Annotated in this window: 19 protein-coding genes; 6 read left to right on the top strand and 13 right to left on the bottom strand. The window is 69.5% G+C overall.

The features are described 5' to 3' along the window. The first annotated feature begins 7 nt into the window (after positions 1-7). Entirely contained in the window at positions 8-1,582 is a 1,575-nt protein-coding gene (locus AC07O4_RS20165; protein WP_495305450.1) for a PepSY domain-containing protein, read from the top strand. Here AC07O4_RS20165 and AC07O4_RS20160 read toward each other — a convergent pair. Beyond that, positions 1,515-2,741, bottom strand: coding sequence for a D-amino acid dehydrogenase (locus AC07O4_RS20160; RefSeq protein ID WP_495305449.1), 1,227 nt, complete (start codon positions 2,739-2,741; stop codon positions 1,515-1,517). The genes AC07O4_RS20165 and AC07O4_RS20160 overlap by 68 nt on opposite strands. A gap of 201 nt (positions 2,742-2,942) precedes the next feature. Here AC07O4_RS20160 and AC07O4_RS20155 point away from each other — a divergent pair, with 201 nt between their 5' ends. The 5 genes from AC07O4_RS20155 to AC07O4_RS20135 all read left to right on the top strand — a co-directional run bounded on the left by AC07O4_RS20155 (position 2,943) and on the right by AC07O4_RS20135 (position 6,998). After that, a complete protein-coding gene (locus AC07O4_RS20155) occupies positions 2,943-3,833 on the top strand; it encodes a transporter substrate-binding domain-containing protein (RefSeq protein WP_062468917.1) in 891 nt (296 codons plus the stop codon). Positions 3,834-3,862: 29 nt separating this feature from the next. Continuing rightward, the gene (locus AC07O4_RS20150) at positions 3,863-4,603 is read left to right on the top strand and encodes an aspartate/glutamate racemase family protein (protein ID WP_307584776.1); all 741 of its coding nucleotides are present in this window, start codon (positions 3,863-3,865) and stop codon (positions 4,601-4,603) included. A gap of 127 nt (positions 4,604-4,730) precedes the next feature. Then, positions 4,731-5,630: a dienelactone hydrolase family protein gene (locus AC07O4_RS20145; protein ID WP_495305448.1), complete on the top strand. Its 900-nt coding sequence runs from the start codon at positions 4,731-4,733 to the stop codon at positions 5,628-5,630. Positions 5,631-5,742: 112 nt separating this feature from the next. After that, complete coding sequence (locus AC07O4_RS20140) at positions 5,743-6,648, top strand: ZIP family metal transporter (protein ID WP_390345637.1); 906 nt, start codon at positions 5,743-5,745, stop codon at positions 6,646-6,648. 131 nt (positions 6,649-6,779) lie between these two features. Then, positions 6,780-6,998, top strand: coding sequence for a hypothetical protein (locus AC07O4_RS20135; protein ID WP_062468907.1), 219 nt, complete (start codon positions 6,780-6,782; stop codon positions 6,996-6,998). Between the two features lie 19 nt (positions 6,999-7,017). Here AC07O4_RS20135 and AC07O4_RS20130 read toward each other — a convergent pair whose 3' ends face one another. From AC07O4_RS20130 to AC07O4_RS20075, 12 genes are all read right to left on the bottom strand, one after another. Then, positions 7,018-8,403 (bottom strand): amidase, encoded by a 1,386-nt coding sequence (locus AC07O4_RS20130; RefSeq protein WP_159274566.1) that lies wholly within the window; start codon positions 8,401-8,403, stop codon positions 7,018-7,020. 63 nt (positions 8,404-8,466) lie between these two features. Next, positions 8,467-10,098 carry a dipeptide ABC transporter ATP-binding protein gene (locus AC07O4_RS20125; protein WP_495305447.1) on the bottom strand — a complete coding sequence of 544 codons (1,632 nt, stop codon included), beginning with the start codon at positions 10,096-10,098 and terminating at the stop codon, positions 8,467-8,469. A 2-nt stretch (positions 10,099-10,100) separates the two neighbouring features. Further along, positions 10,101-11,051: an ABC transporter permease gene (locus AC07O4_RS20120; protein ID WP_495305446.1), complete on the bottom strand. Its 951-nt coding sequence runs from the start codon at positions 11,049-11,051 to the stop codon at positions 10,101-10,103. Positions 11,052-11,072: 21 nt separating this feature from the next. Next, positions 11,073-12,014 (bottom strand): ABC transporter permease, encoded by a 942-nt coding sequence (locus AC07O4_RS20115; RefSeq protein ID WP_062468895.1) that lies wholly within the window; start codon positions 12,012-12,014, stop codon positions 11,073-11,075. A gap of 142 nt (positions 12,015-12,156) precedes the next feature. Further along, positions 12,157-13,755, bottom strand: coding sequence for an ABC transporter substrate-binding protein (locus AC07O4_RS20110; RefSeq protein WP_495305445.1), 1,599 nt, complete (start codon positions 13,753-13,755; stop codon positions 12,157-12,159). Between the two features lie 6 nt (positions 13,756-13,761). Further along, on the bottom strand, positions 13,762-14,301 hold the full coding sequence (locus tag AC07O4_RS20105) for a MarR family winged helix-turn-helix transcriptional regulator (protein WP_495305444.1): 540 nt from the start codon (positions 14,299-14,301) through the stop codon (positions 13,762-13,764). A 234-nt stretch (positions 14,302-14,535) separates the two neighbouring features. Beyond that, entirely contained in the window at positions 14,536-15,993 is a 1,458-nt protein-coding gene (locus tag AC07O4_RS20100) for an N-acyl-D-amino-acid deacylase family protein (RefSeq protein ID WP_495305443.1), read from the bottom strand. A 13-nt stretch (positions 15,994-16,006) separates the two neighbouring features. After that, the gene (locus tag AC07O4_RS20095; protein ID WP_369644222.1) at positions 16,007-17,008 is read right to left on the bottom strand and encodes an ABC transporter ATP-binding protein; all 1,002 of its coding nucleotides are present in this window, start codon (positions 17,006-17,008) and stop codon (positions 16,007-16,009) included. Continuing rightward, positions 17,005-18,039, bottom strand: a complete 1,035-nt coding sequence (locus tag AC07O4_RS20090) for an ABC transporter ATP-binding protein (RefSeq protein ID WP_495305442.1) — start codon at positions 18,037-18,039, stop codon at positions 17,005-17,007. The genes AC07O4_RS20095 and AC07O4_RS20090 overlap by 4 nt, the downstream gene beginning before the upstream one ends. 13 nt (positions 18,040-18,052) lie before the next feature. Continuing rightward, on the bottom strand, positions 18,053-18,970 hold the full coding sequence (locus AC07O4_RS20085) for an ABC transporter permease (protein WP_235944270.1): 918 nt from the start codon (positions 18,968-18,970) through the stop codon (positions 18,053-18,055). 25 nt (positions 18,971-18,995) lie between these two features. Continuing rightward, positions 18,996-19,931 carry an ABC transporter permease gene (locus AC07O4_RS20080; protein WP_056574393.1) on the bottom strand — a complete coding sequence of 312 codons (936 nt, stop codon included), beginning with the start codon at positions 19,929-19,931 and terminating at the stop codon, positions 18,996-18,998. Between the two features lie 16 nt (positions 19,932-19,947). Continuing rightward, positions 19,948-21,525 carry an ABC transporter substrate-binding protein gene (locus tag AC07O4_RS20075; protein WP_493194128.1) on the bottom strand — a complete coding sequence of 526 codons (1,578 nt, stop codon included), beginning with the start codon at positions 21,523-21,525 and terminating at the stop codon, positions 19,948-19,950. Positions 21,526-21,536: the final 11 nt, after the last annotated feature.

Below are 21,536 nucleotides of genomic sequence, written 5' to 3'. Positions count from 1 at the left end.
CGCCGCCATGCATGCCAAACGCTGGTTGTTCCTGGTCCACCGCTGGCTCGGCGTGGTCGTCTGCGCCTTCTTCGCGATGTGGTTCGTCTCGGGCGTGGTGATGATGTATGTGGGCTACCCCAAGCTCACCGAGGCCGAGCGTTTGCAGCACCTGCCGCCGCTCGATGCGTCGACGCCCTTGCTGGGACCGCGACAGGCGCTCGATGCGGCTGGTATCACAGGGCCGTTGCAGGACCTGCGGCTGGCCGTGGCCAGCGGCGGGCAGGCGGTGTACCTCGCGGTGCCGGCGAGCGCGGCCGAATCCGGCGCGCGCCGATCACCACCGGGGCGCGGCGTGGTCGTCGTCGATGCGCAGACCGGCGCCGTGCTGCGCCAGGTCGACCGCGCCCGCGCACTCATCAGCGCACAGGCCTATGGTGGCGAGGGCGTGGTGCTCCAGTACCGGGGCACCATCGACGAAGACGCCTTCACCCATTCGCGGGGGCTCGACGCGCACCGCCCGCTGCATGTGGTCGACCTGGCCGATGCGCAGGCCACGCGGCTGTACATCTCGGGCCGGACCGGCGAGGTGGTGCGCGACGCGCCGCGTGCCGAGCGTTTGTGGAACTATGCCGGCGCGTGGATCCACTGGCTGTACCCGCTGCGCGGCACGGGCCTGGACCGCTACTGGGCCGACATCGTCAACTGGCTGTCGATCGTCGGCATCGCCGTCACGCTCACGGGCACGGTGGTGGGCGTGATGCGCTGGCGCTTCCGGCGCACCTACAAGAGCGGCTCGCACTCGCCATACCAGGGCTTCATGATGCGCTGGCATCACATCAGCGGGCTGCTGTTCGCGCTCGTCACGCTGACGTGGATCTTCAGCGGACTGATGTCGATGAACCCCTGGCGCGTGTTCGACAGCGGCGCGCCGGCATTGCGCATGGCGGCGATGCAGGGCGGGCCGCTCGGGGTGGGCGCTGGCGATGCGGCGCCCGCCGCATTGCTGGCTTCCACGCGTGGCGACATCCGCGAACTGCGCTGGGTGCGCGCGGCGGGGCAGACGCTGGTGCTGGCCAGCACCGCGAGTGGCCGCCCATTGGTGCGCGACGCCGCCAGCGCGCAGCCTCGGCAGATCGACCCAGAGGCGCTGCGCACCGCCGTCGCGCAGCTGCTGCCCGACGCGGTCGCGCGCATCGACGTGCTCACCGCCTACGACAGCCACTACTACACGCGCGAAGCGCACACCATGACCGGCGGCAGCGAGAAGCCGCTGCCCGTCTGGCGCGTGGTGTTCGCCGACGCGCACGCCACCTGGGTCCACGTCGATCCGCAGACCGGCGCCGTGCTCGGCCGCAGCGACAGCACGCGCCGGTGGAGCCGCTGGCTGTTCGCGATGCTGCACAGCTGGGACTGGCTGCCGCTGCTCGCGCACCGTCCGCTGTGGGACGTGCTGCTGGTCGCGCTCAGCGCGGGCGGTGCGCTGCTGAGCCTGACCGGCGTGGTGATCGGCTGGCGGCGCCTGGGCCGCAAGCTCAAGAGTGCGACGGGGCCGCGTCCAGCGCCTGCGCGATCCGCTGCGCCGAGCCGAAGGCCAGCGTGAACCCCAACGCGCCGTGGCCGGTGTTGAACAGCATGTTCGACGGCGCGTGCGGCAGCCGCCCGATGATCGGCAGGCCCTTCGGCGTGGCGGGGCGCATGCCGGTCCAGGGGTGCAGTTCGGCGAGCCGGCTGGCGCGCGGGAACACGGCGCGCGTGGCGTCGGCCAGCGTCTCGATGCGCGTGGCCGGAATGCTTGCGTCGTGTCCCACGAGCTCGGCCATGCCGGCCACGCGCAGGCGCGAGCCGATGCGCGCGAAGACGACCTTGCGCGCGCTGTCGGTCACGTTCACGCGCGGCGCCGCACCGGGCGCGGGGTCGACGTCGACCGTGATGCTGTAGCCCTTGAGCGGGTACACCGGCAGGTAAGCGCCGAGCGCGCGACCGAGCTTGTGCGAGGCCGAACCCAGCGCCATCACGAAGGCATCGGCTTCGATGTCGCCTTCGCTGGTCTGCACGGCGGCGACACGGCCCTCGCTGCGCGCAAAGCCGTGCACGTCGGCACCGAGCATGAAGTGCACGCCGCGCGCGCTCAGTGCGCGCATCAGTTCGGCGCACACCTTGAGGCAGTCGGCCGCGCACTCGCTCGGCGTGTGGACCGCGCCCGCCATCTGGCCGCGGTAGTCCGCGAGCGCGGGCTCGATGGCCACGCACTCGTCGGGCGTGACGATGCGCTGCTCGCTGCCCAGGGTGCGCTGCAGTTCGACCTGTGCGCTCGCCCCTTCGAGCGACGCCGCGCTCGCGTAGAGCACCAGCTTGCCCGTGGCGGAGAAATCGCAGTCGGGCGCGATGTCGGCCTGCATGGCCTCGAAGCCCGTGCGGCTCGCGGCCGCCAGCGCCAGCAGCTGCGCGGTGGTGTCGCGCGAGGTCGCGGCGTTGCACGCGGCCAGGAAGGCCAGGCCCCAGCGCCATTGCAGCGGGTCGAGCTGCGGGCGCAGCTTCAGCGGCGAAGTGGGGGAGAACAGCAGCTTGGGCAGCTGCGTCCAGATCGACGGATCGGCCAGCGGCTGCACATACGAGTAGCTCAGCTGCGCGCCGTTGCCGCCGCTGGCGCCCGCGCCGGGCGCCGCGCGGTCGATCACCGTGACCTGGTGGCCCTGGCGCTCGAGTTGCCAGGCGGTCGCCAGGCCCACGATGCCGGCGCCGAGCACGCACACATGCATGGGGGCAACTTTCCGGAAGTGAAGAAGAAAGGGAACAGAAGAGACAGCGTGCGACTGTAGAGGCCCCTCGCCGTGCCCGGAAATGCCAAAAGAACCCAGCCCATAACCTTTGGGCATGACCCCGGGGTTAATTGGAATTGTCCCGATGTGTCACTCCTTCTTACACTGGCTGTCTGTTCAATCCAACCGATGAAGGCTCGAATGAAACTCTCCGTTTTGATGGCGTCCCTGGCTGCCGCGGTCCTCTTCACTGCACCGGCCGCACAGGCTGCCGACACGCTCGCCAAGATCGCCGAGTCCGGCAAGATCTCGCTCGCCTACCGCGAGTCGTCGGTGCCCTTCAGCTACCTGGACGGTCCCAACAAGCCGATCGGGTTCTCGGTGGAACTCTCCAACGCCGTGGTCGAGGCGGTGAAGAAGAAGTTGAACAAGCCCAACCTGCAGGTCTCGCTGATGGCGGTCACTTCGCAGAACCGCATCCCGCTGATCACCAACGGCACCATCGACCTGGAGTGCGGCTCCACCACCAACAACACCGCGCGCGGCAAGGACGTGGCCTTTGCGGTGAACCACTTCTACACGGGCACGCGCCTGTTGACGAAGAAGTCTTCCAAGATCAAGGACTACGCCGACCTGGCGAAGAAGACCGTGGCCAGCACCACCGGCACCACCAACGCGCTGGTCATGCGCAAGTACAACACCGAGAAGAACCTCGACATGAACATCGTGCTCGGCAAGGACCACGCCGACGCGTTCCTGCTGGTCGAGAGCGATCGCGCCGTGGCCTTCGCCATGGACGACATCCTGCTGTTCGGCCTCATCGCCAACTCGAAGAACCCGGCCGACTACGAAGTGGTGGGCGAGTCGCTGCAGGTCGAGCCCTACGCCTGCATGCTGCCCAAGGACGACCCGGCCTTCAAGAAGCTGGTGGACGACACCTTCACCGCGATGATGAAGAGCGGCGAGTTCGAGAAGCTCTACACCAAGTGGTTCATGCAGCCGATCCCGCCGAAGAACGTGCCGCTGAACCTGCCGATGAGCGACCAGCTGAAAGAGAACCTCAAGGCCTTCAGCGACAAACCAGCGACCTGATCGCACAGAGAGAGCGAAAGAGAAAAGACATGGTCGCAGCCACACAGGTCGTCGGCATCCTCGGGGGCATGGGCCCCGCGGCGGGCGCCGACTTCGTCCGGCTCTTCGTGCAGGCCTGCGCGCAGCAGATGCGTGCGCGCGGCGAGCCGGTGCGCGACCAGTCCTTTCCCGAACACTGGCTGGCGCAGGTGCCGGTGCCCGATCGCACCGGCGCGCTGGCCTCCGACGCGCAGGGCGCGCACCAGCCGCTCGAACCGATGCTGCAGGCGCTGGGCCGTCTGGCCGCGCTGGGCAGCCGCGCCGTGGCCATCGCCTGCAACACCGCGCATGCGTGGCACGCCAACCTGCAGGAGCGCTTTCCGCAGGTCGAGCTGCTGCACATGGCGCGCGAGACCGCGCAGCACCTGGCCGCGCAGGGCGCGAGCGAGGTCGCGCTGATGGCCACCGAAGGCACCTACCGCGTGCGGCTGTACGAGCAGGCGCTGGCAGAGGCCGGCCTGGGCTGCCACGTGCCATCGGCCGACGAGCGCCAGACCATCATGCGCGGCATCTTCGACGGCGTGAAGGCCGGCAACCTGCCGCTGGCCGAACGCTGCTTCTCCGAGGTCGCGCTGCGGCTGGCCGAACGGCACGGCCCGGTCACGATCATCATGGGCTGCACCGAGGTGCCGCTGGGCCTGCAGGGCTCGGCCGCGGTGGCGGGGCTGCGCCTCGTCGACCCGGCGCAGGTGCTGGCCGAGGCGCTGGCACGGCGGGCCTACGGCACCTGACCGCAGCCCGAAGCGGCCCAGCTGCTTTACGGTCCGGTCATACGGCCCGGACCGATTTCGCCTACATTGCGGCGTGCGTTTTTCTACGCCACACCCCCTTGTCAGACGATTCAACCGGAGCCCTTGCATGACCTCCTTCGACGACAACCGTTCCGAATTCGATTCGCTGCGCCCTGGCGACAGCACCGAGCAGGGGGCCACGCGCCGCACCGCGCTCAAGGCCGCCCTCGGTGTCGGCTACGCCGCCGCCGTGCTGCCGGTGGCCGCGCAGACGGCCATCGCCACCCCGGCCGACGGCCTGAAGGCCGGCCCCATCAAGTACACCGTCAACGGCTTCGGGGTGCCTGCCTATGCCGCGGCGCCGGCTGGCAAGACCGGGCTGCCGGTGGTGCTGGTGATCCAGGAAATCTTCGGCGTGCACGAGTACATCGCCGACACCTGCCGCCGCTTCGCCGAGCTGGGCTACCTGGCCATCGCGCCCGAGCTGTACGCGCGCCAGGGCGATCCGCGCGGCTACACCGACATTCCCAAGCTGCAGGCCGACATCGTCACCAAGGTGCCCGACGCGCAGGTCATGGCCGACCTCGACGGCGCACTGGCATGGGCCAAGGCCAACGGCGGCGACACGAGCAAGGCCGGCATCACCGGCTTCTGCTGGGGCGGGCGCATCGTGTGGCTGTATGCGGCCACCGGCAAGGTCAAGGCCGGCGTGGCCTGGTACGGCCGGCTGGTGGGGCAGGCCAGCGAACTGCAGCCGAAACACCCCGTCGACATCGCCGCCAGCCTGCAGGCGCCGGTGCTCGGCCTGTACGGCGGAAAAGACCAGGGCATCCCCCTTGACACGGTTGATAAGATGAAAGCTGCTCTGGCCACTGGAACTGCAGCGGCCAAGGCATCGAGCTTCGTCGTGTACCCCGAAGCAGGCCACGCGTTCCACGCCGACTACCGCCCTAGCTACCTCAAGAGCGCCGCGGACGACGGCTGGCAGCGTGCAACGGCCTGGTTCAAAGCCAATGGTGTCGCCTGACCGAAGACGGCGCCCGTAGCCACCTGCCGCCGAAGGCCGTCCGAAGTGACGGCCTTTCTCTTTTTATGAACGGAACAAGGCCGTACCGGCCGTCCCTCTTGCGCAAGCAGCTATGAATTTGATAGTAATCCTCGTGGCGACCCTGGTCGCCGGCATCGGAAGCGTCTGGCTCGCGGCCCTGCTGCTGCGCGTGGGCGTGCGCAGCGGCGGCGGTGGCGTGAACCCGCAGCACCTGCTGAGCCTGGCGGCCGGCGCGCTGCTGGCCACCGCCTTCATGCACCTGCTGCCCGAGGCCTTCGAAAGCCGCATCGAGCCTGCGCTGCTGTTCGCGGTGCTGCTGTTCGGGCTGGTGTTCTTCTTCCTGCTCGACAAGGCCGAGCTGTGGCACCACGGGCATGAGCACCACCATGGCGACGTCGCACCCGCCAAGGGCGAAGCGCACGATCACCACGGCCACGATCACGGTCATTCACACGGCCACGCCCACCACCACCCACCCACCACGGGCGGCGGCGGCTGGGCCGTGCTCACCGGCGACAGCGTGCACTGCTTCGGCGACGGCATCCTGATCGCCTCGGCCTTCGTGGCCGACATCCGCCTGGGCCTCGTGGCCGCGCTGGCCGTGCTCGCGCACGAAGTGCCGCACCACATCGGCGACCTCGTCGTGCTGCGCCAGAGCTCGGCCAACTCGCGCGCGGCGCTGGTGAAGGTGTCGCTCGCGGGCACGATGACCATGCTCGGCGGCATCGCGGGCTGGTGGCTGGTCGACCAGCTGCACGGCTGGCTGCCGTACTTCCTGGTGCTGGCGGGCAGCAGCTTCGTCTACGTGGCGCTGGCCGACCTGATTCCGCAGCTGCAGAAGCGCCTGCCCGCGCGCCAGACCGCGGCGCAGATCGCGTGGCTCGCGGCGGGCATCCTGCTGGTCACGCTCGTGAGCCGGCTCGCGCACGGCGAGCATGGCCATGAGCATGGCCACGATGAAGGGCACGGCGAGCACGGCCACGTCCACAAAGACTGACGACGGCACGCGCCTGCAGCCTGCGGTGACGGGAAACTTTCCGACACCGACGTCAGCCCGTCGATCCACCGCAAGGGGCAAAACAGGCGCACCATAGAGGGCCGTTTACTCATCTGCCGAGGAATTCGATCATGACGCCCCAAGCCGATGCCACCGCGCGCTCCGCCTCGTCGTCCGAAGACGACGATGACGACAGCACGCCTGCCGACGACTTCGACGAACTCGAAGCCGATGCGTCCGACGACCTGTCGGACGAAACGGGCATCGACCTCACCGATGCCAGCGAGCTCGATGCCGACAACGTGCCGGCCGACGAAGAGTTCGACCGCGTGATGAACGCGCCGGACTGATTCGCCTGACCCAGCCCGGTCAGGCCGGTTCAGGCCAGCGCGCCTGTGCCGGACGCACCGATTCGTAGAAGCGCGCCATCTGCAGCACGCCCAGGTCGTCGAAGCGGCGCCCCGCGATCTGCAGGCCGATCGGCAGGCCATTTTTCGCATGGCCGCAGTTGATCGAGGCGGCCGGCTGTTCCGACTGGTTGAACACCGACGTGAAGTGCGAGTCCTTCAGCAGGTTTTCCGAGCCGCTGTTGATGGCCTCCGCCGCGAACGGCAGCACCGGCGACACCGGCGACAGCACGTAGTCGAAGGGCTGCGTGGCCGCCACGGTGGCCGCGCGCAAGGCCTGCATGCGCGTGAAGGCGCGGAAGGTGTCTTCGGGCGTGAGCGAGGCGGCGAACTCCGCCGCCTGGTGGATGTAGCCGGCCGCGAGCTTCGCGCGTTCGGGCGGCATCGCGGCCAGGTCGACGCGGCAGCGCATCGTGAAGAAGTGGGCCATGCCCATGCGCATGTCCAGCGTGGTCCAGTCGGCCAGCGGCTCGACGATGGCGCCGGCCTGCTCGAACAGGCGCGCCGCGGCCAGCACCGCCTCTTTGACTTCCGCATCGATGGGCCAGCCGCCCATGGTCTCGGTCCACAGGCCGATGCGCAGGCCCTTCACGTTGCGCTCGAGGCGCTGCCATGCGAAGTCGTTCGGCGGCAGGCTCATGTAGTCGCGCGCGTCGGGGCGCGTCACCACCTGCATCAAGAGCGCGGCGTCGGCCACGGTGCGCGTCATGGGGCCGATCACGCGCGCCGCGGCGGGCGGGTCGACCGGGATGCGGCCGTGGCTGGGCTTGAGGCCGAACACGCCGCAGAAGCTGGCCGGAATGCGCACCGAGCCGCCGATGTCGGTGCCCAGGTGCAGCGGGCCGTAGCCCGCGGCAGCCGCGGCGCCGGCGCCCGAGCTCGAGCCGCCGGTGTTGCGCCCCAGGTCCCACGGGTTGCGCGTGAGCGCGTGGAAGCTCGACGGCGCGGCGCCGAGAAAGCCGAAGTCGGGCATCGTCGTCTTGGTCACGATCACCGCGCCGGCTTCGCGCAGGCGCGCGGCGGCGGGGGCGTCGGCCGCGGCGGGCGCCAGCACGGTGGCGGCGCTGCCGATCGGCGTGGGCGTGCCGCGCGTGGCGATGTTCTCCTTCAGCGTGACCGGCACGCCGTCGAGATCGCCCTGCGGCTTGCCCTGGGCCCAGCGTGCCTCGGAGGCGCGCGCCGAGGCCAGCGCGGCTTCGGCGTCCAGCCCGTAGGTGGCGTGGATGTGCGGCTCCCAGCGCTCGATGCGCGCAAGCACGGCCTGCGTCACCTCGACCGGCGACAAGGCGCGGTCACGGTAGCGTTCGAGCAACTGGAGGGCACTGAGTTCGTACAGGGGTGTGGTCATGTCTTCGTTTCTTCTTTGGGTGGTGGGATGAAGGTGGGTTGAAAGAGAGGAAGAGGACGGCGCTCAGCCGCCCCCGAACGCATAGCCCTGGCCCGGCGCCGCGGCCAGCAGCGTGCGCGTGTAGGCCTCGCGCGGCGACAGCAGCACGTCGTGCGCGCTGCCTTGCTCGACGATGCGGCCCTTGTGCATCACGATCAGGCGGTCGCAGATCTGGCTGGCCACGCGCAAGTCGTGGGTGATGAACAGGATGCCGATCGACAGCCGCTGCTGGATCTCCGCGAGCAGCTTCAATATCTGGTCCTGTACCGACACGTCGAGCGCCGACACAGCTTCGTCGGCGATCAGCACGCGCGGCTCGCAGGCCAGCGCGCGCGCAATGCACAGCCGCTGGCGCTGGCCGCCCGAGAACTCGCTCGGGTAGCGGTGCAGCACCTCGGGCTGCAGCCGCACCAGCGCCATCAACTCCTCGGCGCGCTGCCAGGCCTTGGCGTGCGACACGCCGAAATTCACCGGCCCCTCGACGATCGACTGGCCCACCGTGCGGCGCGGGTTGAGCGAGCGGTTCGGGTCCTGGAACACGACCTGCACCATGCGCCGGAACGCCGAGCGCTGTGCGCCGCGCGAGCCCTCGATGCCCGGCACGCGGATGTCGCCGTCGGTCGGCTCGATCAGCCGCGCGATGCAGCGCGCCACGGTCGACTTGCCCGAGCCCGATTCGCCCACGATGCCGACCGTCTCGCCCGCATGCAGCTTCAGCGACACGTCGGCCGCCGCATGCACCGTGCGGCGCTTGCCGGGCCAGCTGCCCGTGCGGTAGACCTTGCCCACGCCGCGCGCATCGAGCAGCGGCGCCTGGGCGCCGATGGGCGCGCGCAGCACGGGCGCCAGCCGCGGCACCGCGTCGAGCAGCATGCGCGTGTAGGCCTCCTTCGGGCGGCGCAGCACTTCGTCCTTCGGGCCGCTCTCGACCTGCCGGCCCAGCTGCAGCACCACCACCTGGTCGGCGATGTCCGCCACCACACCGAAGTCGTGCGTGATGAACAGCACGGCGGTGCCGTTCTCCTGCTGCATCTCGCGGATGAGCGCGAGGATCTCGGCCTGCGTGGTCACGTCGAGCGCGGTGGTGGGCTCGTCGCAGATCAGCAGGGCCGGGCGCAGGATCAGCGCGATGGCGATCACGATGCGCTGGCGCTGCCCGCCCGAGAGCTGATGCGGGTAGGCGTCGTAGATGCGCTGGGGCTCGGGCAGCCGCACGCGCTCGAAGATGGCCAGCACGCGCTCGCGGCGCGCGGCGGCGCCCAGCGTCGTGTGCTCGGCCAGGATCTCGTCGACCTGCGCGCCGCAGCGCATCACCGGATTGAGCGCGGTCATCGGTTCCTGGAACACCATCGCCATGCGCGCGCCGCGCAGGGCGCGCAGCCGCGCCGGGCTGGCCGCGAGCACGTCCTCGCCCTGCACCTCGATGCGCCCGGCCGAGGGCCGCAAGGACGCGGGCAGCAGGCCCATCGCGGCCTGCGCGATGACCGACTTGCCGGAGCCCGATTCACCCAGCAGGCACACGACCTGGCCGGGCATGACGTCGAACGAGATGCCGTGCACCGCGTGTGCGCGGTCGGCGCCGGCGGGCAGGTCGATGGCGAGGTCGCGCACCACGAGGCAGGACGCGGCGGAGGTTGTGGAAGGGGTGGATGTCATGCTCAGCCTCCGCGTGCCTTGAACTTGGGATCGAGTGCGTCGCGCAGGCCGTCGCCGAGCATGTTCACGGCCAGCACCGTGAGCGCCAGGAAGAGGCCGGGCAGCAGCACGGTCGAGGGGTGCGAGGTGAAGTGCGTGCGGCCTTCGGACATGATGTTCCCCCAGGTCGGCACTTCGGACGGCAGGCCGATGCCCAGGAACGACATCACGGCCTCCACCAGCATCGCCGCCGCGCAGATGAAGGTGCCCTGCACGATCAGCGGCGCCACCGTGTTGGGCAGGATGTGGCGCAGCATCAACTTCCAGGTCGGCGTGTCGAGCGCGACGGCCGCTTCCACGTACGGCTCCTCGCGCACCGACAGCACCACCGAGCGCACCAGCCGCGCCACGCGCGGCGTCTCGGGCACGACGATGGCCAGGATCACCGTGAGCAGGCTGGGCCGCCACACCGCCACCAGCACGATCGCGAACAGGATGCCGGGGATGGCCATCATCCCGTCCATCACCCGCATGATCACGCCGTCCAGGCGCCGGAAGTAGCCCGCCACCATGCCCACCATGAGGCCGAACGCGACCGAGCCCAGCGCCACCGCCACGCCCACCGACAGCGAGATGCGCGCCCCGTAGGCCGTGCGGCTCCACAGGTCGCGCCCCATGCTGTCGGTGCCCAGCGGAAAGAAGCGATCGAAGCTGTCGCCCGCCAGCGTGGTGAACTCGGCGCGCGCGCCGGGCGGCAGGTGCGAGTTCGCGGGGTCCATCGCGTTCGGGTCGATGGTGCCGAGCCAGGGCGCGGCCACTGCCAGCAGCAGCATCGCGGCCAGCAGGACGCCGCCGATGCGCACGCCGCCGTTGGCGAGCAGGCGGCGCAGCAGCGAGCGGGCTGGGGCCCGGGGTGCGGCGGGAGGAACCGCGGCAGAGGCAGGCGCGTCGTCGCGCAGGGAGATCGAAGTCATGGTGGGGCTTTCGAAGGAAGGTCAGTACCGGATGCGCGGATCGAGCAGCAGGTAGCTCAGGTCCACCAGCAGGTTGACCACCACGTAGACGAGCGAGAAGAAGAGGGTGATCGCCTGGATCAGCGGGTAGTCGCGCGAGAGCACGGCGTCCACCGTGAGCTGGCCCAGGCCGGGGATCGCGTAGATCGTCTCGGTGACCACCACGCCGCCGATCAGGCCCGCCACGCTCAGGCCGATGACAGTGGCGATCGGCACGGCCGCGTTGGCCAGCGCGTGGCGCAGCAGCATGCGCCACTCGGCGATGCCCTTGGCGCGCGCGGTGCGCACGTAGTCTTCGGTGAGCGCCTCCGACACCGCCGCGCGCGTGACCCGCGCGATGAGCGCCGCGTACATCACGGCCAGCGTGACGCAGGGCAGCGCCAGGTGGCGCAGCCACGGGCCCACGCCGTCGCCGATGCGCTGGTAGCCCTGCGAGGGCAGCCAGCCGAGCTGCATCGAGAACAGCCAGATCATCACGTAGCCGGCCACGAACACCGGCACCGAGAAGCCGAGCACCGAGGCGCCCATGATGAAGCGGTCGAGCCGGCCGCCGCGCCGCGAGGCCGCGAGCACGCCCAGCGGCACGGCGATCAGCACCGTGAGCACCACCGTCACCGCCGCCACCGAGAGCGTGGGCTCCAGGCGCTGGCCGATCAGGTCGGTCACGCGCATCCGGTAGAAGAACGAGTAGCCGAGGTCGCCGCGCAGCACCTGGCCGAGCCAGTGCACGAACTGCGTCACGATCGATGCGTCCAGGCCCAACTGGGCGCGGATGCGTGCGATGTCCTGCGCACTGGCCGCGTCGCCGGCAATGGCCGCCGCGGGGTCGCCGGGGGTCATGCGCAGCAGCAGGAAGACGATGACGGCCACGATCAGGAGCACGGGCGCGGTGGCCAGTCCGCGGCGCAACAGGAAGTGGAGCATGTGAATCAGGTCCTTGACGAGGGGCCGGGTGTGTGGCGCGGGCAAAGGAAGTCCCGCCCGGCTGCCGCGCGAGGCGCAGCCGGTCAGGGGTGGCGATCAGAATGGGGAGAGGGGCGGGCGCGCGGGCCGGCCTATGTCGCGGTCATGGCGATGGCGCGGACGTCTTGCGCACGTTCCAGTACAGCACCGCCGGCGACGGCAGCAGGCCGGTGATGGTGCCGCGGCGCACGGCCGTGGGCGCCTTGCCTTCGCCGAGCGGGGCGAGCACGCCGTGTTCGAGCACGACCTGCTGGATCTGCGTGGCGATCTCCTTGCGCTGCGCGAGGTCGGCGGTGGCGATGAACTTGGTCTTCAGCGCCTCGAGCTCGGGCACCACGGGCCAGCCGAAGTAGCCCTGGTCGCCGTTGCCGGTCAGCGGGCTGTAGCCGATGGGGCTGCTCGCGTCCACGCCGCCCCAGAAGGTGATGAAGGCGTTCCAGCCGCCGTTCTCGGGCAGGTCCTTCTTGGCGCGCCGGGTCACGAGCGTGGCCCAGTCGGTGGTCTGCACGTCGACGTTGAAGCCCACCTGCTTGAGCAGCTGGCCGTACACCGCGGGCAGCTTGTTCAGCGCGGGCGCATCGCCCGGCAGCAGGATCACCACGGGCTTGCCGTCGTAGCCCGATTCCTTGAGCAGCTTGCGCGCCTCTTCGAACTGCGGCTTGCCGGTGTAGAAGCCCGTCCTGTCGCTCGCGTAGAGCGAGCCGCACAGGTAGATCGACGCGCAGGGCTTGTAGAAGTCGCGGAAGGTGACCTGCGCGCGCAGCATCGCTTCCTGGTTGATGGCCAGCATCGCGGCCTTCAGCGCCTTCGGGTTGTTGAAGGGCGGCACCTTGTGGTTGTAGAGCACCGTGAAGGGGCCCGCCGGCATCACGTCGACCAGCTCGATCTTCTCGTTGGTGCGCATGCCCGTGTAGCCCGAAGATGGCACGGTCTCGAGCATGTCGACCTCGCCGTTGAGCAGCGCATTGGCCTGCGTCTGCGGGTCGCGCAGCATCACCCACTCGACGCGATCGACGTGCACCACCTTGCCGCCGGCCAGGCCCGAAGCGGGCTCCTTGCGCGGCACGTAGGCGGTGTTCTTGCGGTAGATGACGCGGTCGCCCGGGCGGAAGTCTTCCTTGGCGAGCGTGAAGGGACCCGAGCCCACCATCTCGTCGATCTGCTTGTCGGCGGGTGTGTCGGCCACGCGCTTGGGCATGATGAAAGGCACCAGCGGGTTGGGCTTGCCGAGCGCGTCGAGCACCACGCCGAAAGGCTGCTTGAACGTCATGCGAAAGCCGTTCGGGCCGTCGGCGGCGATGCTGTCCATGGCCTCGTACATCTTCTGGCCCAGCGTGTCGCGCTTGGCCCAGCGCGCCAGCGAGGCGATCACGTCCTGCGAGGTGACCGGCGCGCCGTCGTGGAACTTCAGGCCCGGGCGCAGCGTGAAGCTCCATACCTTGTTGTCGGCGCTCGCGCTGTACTTGTCGACCATCTGCGGCTTGATGACGCCCTTCTCGTCCATCGCGAAGAGGGTGTCGTAGATCATCAGGCCGTGGTTGCGCGTGATGTTGGCGGTGGTCCAGATCGGGTCGACGATCTTCAGGTCCGACGAGGGCACGGTGCGAAGCACGGTCTGGGCGGACGCGGTGGCGGCCAAGCACAAAGCGAGCGCCGACAGGGAAGCCGCCGCGACGCGGCGCGGTGAAAAGTGGATTGCCATGGAGCCTTACTTCTTTCGGGAGGGAGCGGAAGACGAGGGGGAGGAAGACGGGGGCGATTCCTTGCTTTCGCGCAACTGCACCAGCAGGAATTCGAAGATGTCGCGCGAGCCTTCTTCGGCGTCGATGAGCTTGTGCATGATGCGGCGCAGGTTCTCGATGTCGGCGACGCTCAGGCAGTCGAGAAAGCGCGCTTCCATCTCGTGCCCGATGGGCTCGGCGCGCAGCACCATGTCGATGCCGGTCTTGCTGAGGCACAGGCGGATCTGCCGCGCGTCCTCGGCGCCGATCTGGCGCTCGACCAGCTCGCGCTGCACCAGCGAACTCACCAGCTTGGAGACCAGCGTCTTCTCGATGGCGCAGGTCTGCACCAGCTGGCCCATGGTGATGCCGGGCGCGGCGCCGATCATGCGCAGCAGCCGCACGTCGCGGATCGACAGGCCGAGCTCGATCTCGTAGATGCGCGAGCCGCGGTCGCGCGTGCGCTGCGACGCCAGGTCGAGCAGGACGTTGAGGTAGTCGTCTTTCAGGCGAAGCGGGGCGTGCATGGCGGGTTGGTAGAAGTCTTCAATAGTTGAAATGTTCAACTATGTGGGCAAACTACGCAAGCTCCGGGCCAGCTGTCGAGGGAAATCCCCTAGGGGCGCACTGCCAGAGGGAAAGAGCGCAAGGGAGAAAGAAAAACCGGGCCCCTGAGGCCCGGCGTGTTCACCGATCCGGTGCTGCGCATGCACCAGGATGCGAAGGCGGGCGCCGTGCAGGCGCCGCCGGGGTGCGAGCTGTCAGGCCGCGTCCTGGCGCACGATCACCTGCCCGTTGCGCGCGCCGCTGTGCACGCCGTGGCGCCAGGTGACGGCGCCGTTCACGATCACCGCGTCGATGCCTTCGGCGGGTTCGGTCGGCGTTTCGTAGTTCGCGGTGTCGCGCACGGTGGCGGCGTTGAAGACCACCACGTCGGCGTGGTGCCCGACCTTGAGCGCGCCGCGTTCGTGCAGGCCGAAGTTGCGCGCCGTGAGCCCGGTCATCTTCCACACGGCCGTCTCCAGCGGGAACAGGCCCACGTCGCGGCTGTAGTGCCCCAGCACGCGCGGGAAGGTGCCCCACAGGCGCGGGTGTGGCTTGTCGCCCAGCGGAATGCCGTCGGAGCCGATCATGGTCTCGTCGAAGGCGAGCACGCGCTGCACGTCGTCCTCGTCCATCATGAAATAGATGGCGCTGCCGGGCGACAGGCGCAGCGCGGCCTCTTCGCCCGACACGCCCCATTCGGCCGCGATGTCCTTCAGGTCGCGGCCCGCGCATTCGGGGTGCGGCACGCTGGAGGCGATGAGCACGCGCCCGTCCATCATCCCGCGGTCGGTGCGGATCATGGTGGAGCCTGCGGTGTACGGGTAGCAGTCGAGGCCGATGCACTGGTGCTTCATCGCCTCTTGAATGAAGGGCAGCGTGACCTTGGTCTTGCCGAAGTTCTGCGTGTTCTGCACCTTGTGGTGCGACACCACCACCGGGATGTCGAGCGCGCGGCCGATGTGGAAGGTTTCTTCCAGCGACGCCATCACGTGGTCGCTCTCGTCGCGCATGTGCGTCACGTACAGCGCCTTGCGCGCCGTGAGCGGACGGCCGACCTCGATGATCTCCTCGGTGGTCGCCTTCACGGCCGGCGGGTAGAAGGTGCCGGTCGACAGGCCGATGGCGCCGGCCTGCATGGCTTCTTCGACCAGCGCCTGCATGGCGGCGATCTCCTGCGCGGTGGCGGGGCGGTCGAGGTCGGACATGGTCACGGCGCGCAGGGTCGAATGGCCGACCATCGCCGCCACGTTGACCGACGAAGGCGTGGCGCGCAGCGCGTCGAGGTAGGCTGCGAAGGTCGTGAAGCGGTCTTCCGGCGGCGTTTCGAGCAGGCTCAGCGGCATCGGCAGGTCCATGTCGGCGCGTAGCGGCGCGGCGCTGATGCCGCAGTTGCCCGCCACCACGGTGGTCACGCCCTGCGACACCTTGAACGGCATCTGTGCATGCGACAGCACGGCCTGGTCGTCGTGCGTGTGCGAGTCGATGAAGCCCGGCGCGACGATGCGGCCGGTGGCGTCGAGTGTCTGGTCGGCCGTGTGGCCCGCGAGCTTGCCGATGGCGGCGATGCGGCCATTGACGATGCCCACGTCGGCGTCGAAGCGCGGCGCCTTGGTGCCGTCGATCACGGTGCCGCCGTGGATCAAGAGGTCGTAGTGGGGTGTCTTGTCGGTCATGAGGGCAATGCTTTCAACGGAAGTGGCAGGCGACCCAGTGGCCGCCCTGGGAAGTCGAGGGGCGCTCGCTCAGTTCGGGCGTCTTCTCCTTGCACACGGCCTGCGCCATCGGGCAGCGCGTGTGGAAGCGGCAGCCCGAGGGCGGGTTGGCCGGGCTCGGCGGATCGCCCTGCAGCAGCAGGCGGCGTGCGGGCGTGCGCGGGTTGGGCACGGGCACGGCCGACAGCAGGATCTCGGTGTACGGATGGCGCGGCGCCGAGAACAGCGTGTCGCGGTCGGCGATCTCCACGATGTGGCCGAGGTACATCACGGCCACGCGGTGGCTGATGTGGCGCACCACGGCCAGGTCGTGCGCCACGAACAGGTAGGCGATGCCGAACTCGGCCTGCAGGTCCATCAGCAGGTTGACCACCTGCGCCTGCACCGACACGTCGAGCGCCGACACCGGCTCGTCGCAGACGATCAGCTTGGGGTTCAGCGCCAGCGCGCGCGCAATGCCCAGGCGCTGACGCTGGCCGCCCGAGAACTCGTGCGGAAACTTCTTCGCCGCCTCGGGCCGCAGGCCCACGCGCGAGAACAGCCACTGCACGCGCTCGCGCCGCTCGGCCACCGACACGTCGCCGAAGTTGCGCAGCGGCTCGGCCACGATGTCGCCGGCCGTGAGGCGCGGGTTCAGCGAGGCGTAGGGGTCCTGGAAGATGATCTGCAGGTCGCGCCGGCGCTGGCGCATCGCGTTCGCGGGCAGGGTCAGCAGCTCTTCGCCGTTCAGTCGCACCGAACCCGAGGTGGGCTCGACCAGCCGCATCACCGACTTGGCCGTGGTTGTCTTGCCGCAGCCCGACTCGCCGACCAGCGACAGCGTTTCGCCGTGCCCGACGTTGAACGACACGCCGTCGACCGCCTGGATGGCCGGCTTGGCCGGGCGCAGCCAGCGCCGCGGCGAGGTGTAGTGCTTGCGCAATTCGCGCACCTGCAGCAGCGGCGCCTTGGCGGATGTTGTTGTGGTTGTCGTCATGCGCTCACCTCGGCAGCCTCGTCGGTCCATTGTTCCTGCACCGCGAAGCAGGCGACCACGTGACCGTCGCCCTGCGTCGAGAGTGGCGGTGTCTCGCGGCGGCAGCGTTCGCGTGCCTGCGTGCAGCGCGCGGCGAAGGCGCAGCCGCGCCCGAGCTCGTGCGCGGCGGGCACCATGCCCGGGATCTCGTGCAGCCGCGCGCTCGACGTGCTCATGGCGGGCATCGAGGCCATCAGCGCGCGGGTGTAGGGGTGCAGCGGACGGTCGAACAGGTCGACCACGTCGGCCTCTTCCACCTTCTTGCCGGCGTACATGACGACCACGCGGTCGCAGCTTTCGGCCACCACGCCCAGGTCGTGCGTGATCATCACTACGCCCATGCCCAGCTCCTTCTGCAGCCGCTTGATGAGGTCGAGGATCTGCGCCTGGATGGTCACGTCGAGCGCGGTGGTGGGCTCGTCGGCGATCAGCACCTCGGGGTTGCAGGCCAGGGCCAGCGCGATCATCACGCGCTGGCGCATGCCGCCCGAGAGCTGGTGCGGGTACTCGTTCACGCGCCGCTCGGGCTCGGGGATCTGCACCAGGCGCAGCATCTCGACCGCGCGCTGCAGCGCCTCGGCGCGGCTGGCCTTCTGGTGCAGCTGCACCGTCTCGGCGATCTGCCGGCCCACGGTGAGCACCGGGTTCAGCGAGGTCATGGGCTCCTGGAAGATCATCGAGATGCGGTTGCCGCGGATCTGCCGCATCTCGCGTTCGCTCAGCTGCATCAGGTCGGTGCCGCGCAGGCGCACCGCGCCCATGTGGCGGCCGGGCGGCGTGGGCACCAGCCGCAGGATCGAGAGCGCCGTCACGCTCTTGCCGCAGCCCGATTCGCCGACCACGCCGAGCGTGCGGCCCGCACGCACGGTGTACGACACGCCGTCGACCGAGCGCACGGTGCCCGCGAGCGTGCTGAAGTAGGTGCGCAGGTTGTCGACCTCGAGCAAGGGCTCGCCGGGGGCGAGGGTGGCCTGGGACATGGGGATCGTCATGGCGCGTTCCTCTTCACAGCTGCCGCGCCAGGCGCGGGTCGAGCGCATCGCGCAGGCCGTCGCCGAGCAGGTTGATGGCCAGCACCGTGGCCGCCAGCAGCAGGCCCGGGTACAGGATGATGTGGAACGCCACGGTCACGAAGTTGCGGCCCTCGGCCATCATGTTGCCCCAGCTCGGCGTCTGCGAAGGCACGCCCACGCCGAGGAAGGACAGCGCGGCCTCGGTGAGCACGGCGGCGGCGGCCACGAAAGTGGCCTGCACCACCAGCGGCGCCACGATGTTCGGCAGCACGTGCCGCACGAGGATCACCGGCAGCCGCGTACCCACCGCGTGCGCGGCTTCCACGAACAGCTGTTCGCGCAGCGTGAGCGCCAGCGAGCGCACCAGCCGCACCACGCGCGGAATCTCGGGCACGGTGATGGCGATGATCACCGTGGTGAGGCTGGCGCGCGTCACGGCCATGAGCGCGATCGCCAGCAGGATGCCGGGGATGGCCATGAGGCCGTCCATCACCCGCATGATCGGGCCGTCGGCCCAGCGCACGAAGCCCGACACCAGGCCCAGCGCGATGCCGAAGAAGGTGGCGAGCACGGCCACCGAGGCGCCGACGATCATCGACACGCGACCGCCCCACACGGCGCGGCTGAACACGTCGCGGCCCAGCGCGTCGGTGCCGAACCAGTGCTCGGCCGAGGCCGGCTGCATGCGTGCCAGCGGGTCGATGTCCTGCGGGTCGTGGGTGGCGATCCAGGGCGCGGCGATGGACAGCGCAGCCACCGCGAGGAGCAGCAGCGCGCCGACGATCAGCGTCGGGTGCTTGCGCACCCAGCGCCAGCGCGGCGGTACGAAAGGAGGGTCTTCAGCGGCATCGGCAACGGCGGTGCTGGGCACCGGCGCATCGACCTCGCGCAAGGGCAGGGCAGTGGACATGGCGTCGTGAGGCTCGTTCTTTGTTCTAGTACTGGATGCGCGGATCGAACAGGCGGTAGCTCAAATCGATCAGGAGGTTGATCAGTACGTACACGCCCGCCGACAGCAGCAGCACGCTCTGGATCACCGGGTAGTCGTGGCGCTGCACCGAATCGATCACGAGCCGGCCCACGCCTGGAATGGCGAACACCGTCTCGGTGACCACCACGCCGCCGATCAAGAGCGCAATGCCTGCGCCGATGGTGGTGGCGATGGGAATGGCCGCGTTGCGCAGCGCATGGCCCAGCACCGGCAGCACGCCCAGGCCCTTGGCGCGCGCGGTGCGGATGTAGTCCTCGTGCAGCACCTCGAGCACGGTGGCGCGCGTCATGCGCGTCACCAGCGCGATGTACACCAGCGCCAGATTCACGCAGGGCAGCACCAGCGCGCGCAGCCAGGCGCCGGGGCCTTCGGAGAAGTTCACGTAGCCCTGCACCGGAAACCACGGCAGCTGCACCGCGAAGGTGTAGACCAGCAGGTAGCCCACGAGGAACACCGGCACCGAGAAGGCCAGTACCGCGAACAGCATCACGAGCCGGTCGATCCAGGTGCCCGCGCAGTAGGCCGCGAGCGTGCCCAGCGGCACGGCCGTCACCAGCGTGATGAGCATGGTCAGCGCCGCGATCGACACCGTGGGCTCCAGCCGCTGGCCGAGCAGTTGCGTCACGGGCACCTGCGTGAAGATCGAGGTGCCCAGGTCGCCGGTGAAGATCTTGCCGATCCACAGCCCGAACTGCTGCCACAGCGGCAGGTTCAGGCCGAGCGCGGCGCGCAGCTTGTCGATGTCCTCGGTGGTGGCGAGGTCGCCCGCGATGAGCGCGGCCGGATCGCCCGGCGACAGGTGGATCAGCAGGAACACCACCACGGCCACCACCGCCATCACCGGCAGCGTGGAAAGAAAGCGTCGAACGATGTAGCCCATGGCGGTGCGCGGCGGCTTACTTGTCGAGCATCCAGACGGTGGGCAGGCCGGCCCACATCTTGTCCAGCCCCTTGATGCTGGCGCGCGCCGCGAACGCGGCCGAGTACTGGCCGGCGTTGATGTACGGCACGGCTTCGTAGGCACGCGACTGGAAGGCGTCGAGCAGTTCCTTGCGCTTGGCCGGCACGGTTTCCTTCAGCCAGGCGGTGCGCAGCTCGTCGAGTTTCTTGTCGCAGGGCCAGCCGGGCAGCGTGTTGCCGCAGGCCGCGCCCAGGTAGGCGTTGCTGATGGGCGAGTTCACGTCGAACTCGCCGGCCACCGTGACGTACATGTTCCAGCCGCCGGCGTCGGACGTGTCGCGCTTGGCGCGGCGCGCACCGATGGACGCCCAGTCCATGGTCTGCGCATCGACGTTCAGGCCGATGCTCTTCATGGTCTGTGCGGCCATCAGCGCCTCGGCGTTGAGGTAGGGCACGTCGCTGGGCACCATCAGCACCACCTTCTCGCCCTTGTAGCCGGCGTCGGCGAGCATCTTCTTCGCCTTGGCGACGTCGGCCTTGCGGAAAGGCTCCGCGCCGGCCGAGGTGTCGTTGGGGCTGCCGCAGATGAACCAGGTGGCGCAGTAGGCCATGCGCATGTCCAGCGGGAAGCCCATGGCCGCGACGAAGCGTTCCTGGTTCACGGCCTGCAGCAGCGCCTGGCGCACCTTCGGGTTGTCGAAGGGCGGGTGCAGCTGGTTCATCACCAGGAAGCCCTGGTAGGCACCGCCGGAGCCGATCTTGATGTTGCTGTCGGTGCGCAGCGGCGCGATGTAGTCGGGCGCCAGCTGCTCGATGTAGTCGACCTCGCCGCGCTTGAGCGCCGAGATCGCGCTGTTGGCGTCGGGCAGGTAGAGCCATTCGACGCGGTCGAGGCTGGTCTTCTTGCTGCCGGCCAGGCCGCTCGGCGGCTCGCTGCGCGCCACGTAGTTCGGGTTGCGCACGAACACCGTCTTGTTGCCCGGCACCCATTCGTCACGCTTGAAGATGAAGGGGCCCGAACCGACGACCTCGGTGAGGGGCGCGGTGGCCGGCAGCTTGGCGATGCGCTCGGGCAGGATCACCGGCGGAAAGCCCGAGGGCTTGGCCAGCGCGTCGAGCACCATGCCGAAGGGCTCGTTGAGCGTGAGCGTGAGCGTGCGCGCGTCGGTGGCCTTCCACTCGGCGCCGACGGCCGTCATGGCGCGGCCCAGGCTGTCGCGCGCCGCCCAGCGCTGCAGCGAGGCCACGGCGTCGGCCGAGGTCACGGCGGCGCCGTCGGAGAACTTCAGGCCGGGGCGCAGCGTGAAGCTCCACTGCTTGCCGTCCTTGGAGGTCGTGTACTTCTCGACCATCTGCGGTTGCGGCTTGCCGGTGGCATCCTGCGCGAACAGCGTGTCGTACACCATGTGGCCGAAGTTGCGCGAGATGTAAGCCGTGGTGAAGGTCGGGTCGAGGATCTTCAGGTCGGCATGCGCCACCACCTTGAGTGTCTTGGGCGGCGTCTGGGCGAGCGCGGGAAGGCTGGCGGCCGAAAGGGCCAGGGCAGCGAGGGCAGCAAGCGTTCGTCGGGTCATCGTCGGTTCTC

Source organism: Variovorax sp. GW821-FHT09D04, assembly GCF_059416405.1.
This window is presented reverse-complemented; position numbering and strand designations above follow the sequence as displayed.